This window comes from Oerskovia douganii, assembly GCF_015142735.1.
Lineage (GTDB): Bacteria > Actinomycetota > Actinomycetes > Actinomycetales > Cellulomonadaceae > Oerskovia > Oerskovia douganii.
Genome location: NZ_JACSPN010000049.1, coordinates 1 through 2,775, shown reverse-complemented (window position 1 = coordinate 2,775; position 2,775 = coordinate 1). Strand labels below are relative to the sequence as shown.

The 2,775-nt window shown below is 69.8% G+C and carries 4 protein-coding genes; 2 read left to right on the top strand and 2 right to left on the bottom strand.

Annotated features, from left to right (window positions below):
- Positions 1-86: 86 nt before the first annotated feature.
- The gene (locus H9623_RS19050; protein ID WP_193721571.1) at positions 87-362 is read right to left on the bottom strand and encodes a hypothetical protein; all 276 of its coding nucleotides are present in this window, start codon (positions 360-362) and stop codon (positions 87-89) included.
- A 151-nt stretch (positions 363-513) separates the two neighbouring features.
- Here H9623_RS19050 and H9623_RS19045 point away from each other — a divergent pair, with 151 nt between their 5' ends.
- The gene (locus H9623_RS19045) at positions 514-1,332 is read left to right on the top strand and encodes a TrmH family RNA methyltransferase (protein WP_321575556.1); all 819 of its coding nucleotides are present in this window, start codon (positions 514-516) and stop codon (positions 1,330-1,332) included.
- Between the two features lie 83 nt (positions 1,333-1,415).
- Positions 1,416-1,928 carry an HAD domain-containing protein gene (locus H9623_RS19040; protein ID WP_193721572.1) on the top strand — a complete coding sequence of 171 codons (513 nt, stop codon included), beginning with the start codon at positions 1,416-1,418 and terminating at the stop codon, positions 1,926-1,928.
- A 38-nt stretch (positions 1,929-1,966) separates the two neighbouring features.
- Here the strand turns inward: H9623_RS19040 and H9623_RS19035 are convergent, their stop codons facing one another.
- Positions 1,967-2,305, bottom strand: a complete 339-nt coding sequence (locus H9623_RS19035) for a putative quinol monooxygenase (RefSeq protein ID WP_193721569.1) — start codon at positions 2,303-2,305, stop codon at positions 1,967-1,969.
- Positions 2,306-2,775: the final 470 nt, after the last annotated feature.

Sequence of the window (2,775 nt, the reverse complement as noted above, 5' to 3'; positions counted from 1 at the left end):
GTGGGCCTTTGGCATACCCCCAACACCCCACAGCCCCAGCACCCACCCGTGCCGGGGCCTTCCCGTCCCCGGACACAAACGCTCGGTCACCGGAGACCCAGGAGCCGGCTCAGCGCGAGCAGCGCATAGGGGAGCGACCCGATCACGAGCCCGCCACCGATCGCGAGCGCGATGACGACGTCGCGGTGCACGCGGACGAGCGCCCCGGCCGCGACGACGAGAAGCCCCCCGCCCACGAGGGTCGTCAGGAAGAGCATCGGCGACATGGCGAGCGCCGGCACCGCCGCAGCCCACAGCCACCAGGAACGCACCGCCACGGCCCACGGGTGTCCGACCTGGGAACGTTCGGGTGGGGCGGACATGGTCGTATCGTCCCGCCGAGACGCGGGTGCCGCACGTCGCATCGCGCGGCCTGCCGCCTGACGCACACCGTCTGCACGGGTGGTGAGCCGGTAGCCTTCCAGGGAGGCGATGGCCGGACCGCGTCGCCGCACAAGGGTTCAGGAGGAACACGTGGTTACCCGCATCACCGCACGCAACGCACGCTTTCAGGTACTGCAGACGTTGCTCGCGAACAGGACCAAGCGTCATCGTGCGGGCGAGTTCATCGTGCAGGGAGTCCGGCCCATCAACCTCGCGATCGAGCACGGCTGGGACGTCCACACCCTGGTGTACGACGCGGACCGGTCGCTCTCGCCGTGGGCCCGTGGCCTGCTCGCTTCCCTCCCCGACGCAGAGAAGATCGCGATGGCCGCGCCCCTGCTCGGTGAGCTCAGCGAGAAGTCCGAGGGCGTGGCCGAGCTCCTCGCCGTCGTCGCGATGCGCGCGGACGACCTCACGCGGATCCCCGTGCCCGCGGACTTCCTGGGCCTGGTCTTCGACCGGCCGACGCAGCCGGGCAACATCGGGTCGATCATCCGGTCGGCCGACGCGTTGGGCGCGCACGGCGTGGTCACGACGGGGCATGCCGCCGACGCGTACGACCCGAAGGCGGTGCGGGCCTCCACCGGCTCGTTCTTCGCGGTACCGACGGTCCGGGCGGAGTCTCCCCTCGAGGTCATGGACTGGGTCGAGAGCCAGCGCTCGAGCGGTGTGCCGATCGTCGTCGTCGCGACCGACGAGGACGGAGAGGCCGCGATCTCCGACTACGACCTTACGGGGCCGACCCTGCTGCTGATCGGCAACGAGACCGCCGGACTGTCCCGAGCATGGCGCGAGGCCGCGGACGTCACGCTCAGCATCCCGATGGCCGGCGCAGCCAGCTCGCTCAACGCCGCCAACGCGGCATCGATCGTCCTCTACGAGGCCCGTCGGCAGCGCTCGACGACGTAGCCTCTGCGCCGCACGCAGGTCTTCACCGCGAACCCGGACGACGTCGGACGCGCTGGCTGCGCTGGCTGCGCTACCGTGCGCGGGTGACCGCCGCACCGCGACCGATCCTCTTCCTCGACGTCGACGGAACGCTCCTGCCGTTCGGTGGCCCAGGAATGCCGTCGGCCCCAGGCCCACCCGGGTCCTGGACCGCGGCGTCGAACCCCCACCTGTCGCGTGTCGACCGGAACCTCGGCCCGTTGCTGTCCGGGCTGGGGTGCGAGCTGATGTGGGCGACGGCATGGATGCAGGAAGCGAACGAGGTGATCGCGCCCCTGCTCGGTCTTCCTCCGCTGCCGGTGGCAGACCTTCCTGCCTACTCCGGCGACCGTGGCGCCGACAGCCTGCAGTGGAAGACGAGGGCACTGGTCAGGACCGCAGCGGGACGCCCGTTCGTCTGGGTCGACGACGTGATCGGGCAGGTCGACCGGGGGTGGGTCGAGGCCGACCACCCTGCGCCCGCCCTCCTGCACCAGGTCGAGCCCTCTGTCGGGTTGACCGTGCCGGACGTCGCCGTGATCTCGGCCTGGCTCCGTGAGCTTCCCGCCGCAGGGTGACGTCTGGTCCCCGTCCGGCTCGTCTCCCGTGACCGGGCCTAGAGCACCTTCCTGTAGAGCTCTGCCGAGTCGGCCTGCTCGAGCTGCTCGAGCTCGGCGACGAGGCGCACGAAATGCTCCGTCCGGGTATGTGCGTCGAGGTGGTCCTGCGACTCCCACGTCTCGACGAGGACGAAGCGGGTGGCGTCGTCGGTCCGCTGGAGGAGCTCGTACGACAAGCAGCCGGCCTCCTGCCTGGTCGCACCGACCAGCTCCCGGTAGACGACGAGTGCGCGGGCGACGTGCCGCTCCTCGATGACGCACGGGACGAGGACGTGCACCGCGTCGTCCGGTCGCTGGACGACGTGTGGGCGAGGGGTCTCGTCGGGGGAGCTCATGGCCCGACGCTATCTGTCGTCCTCGACGCGTCCGTCGACCACGACGCGCCGGCGGGGTGAGGCGACGGCCCGCCGGCGCGGCCGCCGTGGTCCCGGACATGCCCCTCGTGAGCGCCCGACGCGCGGTGACCGGGGTCACGGAACGCTGGTTTGACCGCAGCGCCCCCGCCACCGTAATGTTCTCTGAGTCAGCCCGGCAGGGAGGAACAGACACCACTGCGAAGCTCTTCGGAGCCGCCGCGAAGTGGCTGGATCCCCCGGGTGAACCAACCTTCCTGAAGATTTCTGAGGATGCTTGCGTCCTTGAGGAGTAGGGAATGCGGTCGGCTCGTGCGGCACCCCTCCTGAGAAATCAAGAGGTTGGAAAGCCCCGGAAAGTCTGATAAGATTAACAAGTTGCCCCGAGTGAAGGCCTGGGAACGGGTTGGATTCGGTGCGTGTCGGTTGCTTGAGAACTCAACAGTGTGCTT

What these genes read in the sequence shown, in the direction of transcription:
- H9623_RS19050 (WP_193721571.1), bottom strand. Translation starts at nt 362, where the DNA reads ATGTCCGCCCCACCCGAACGTTCCCAGGTCGGACACCCGTGGGCCGTG.
- H9623_RS19035 (WP_193721569.1), bottom strand. Translation starts at nt 2,305, where the DNA reads ATGAGCTCCCCCGACGAGACCCCTCGCCCACACGTCGTCCAGCGACCG.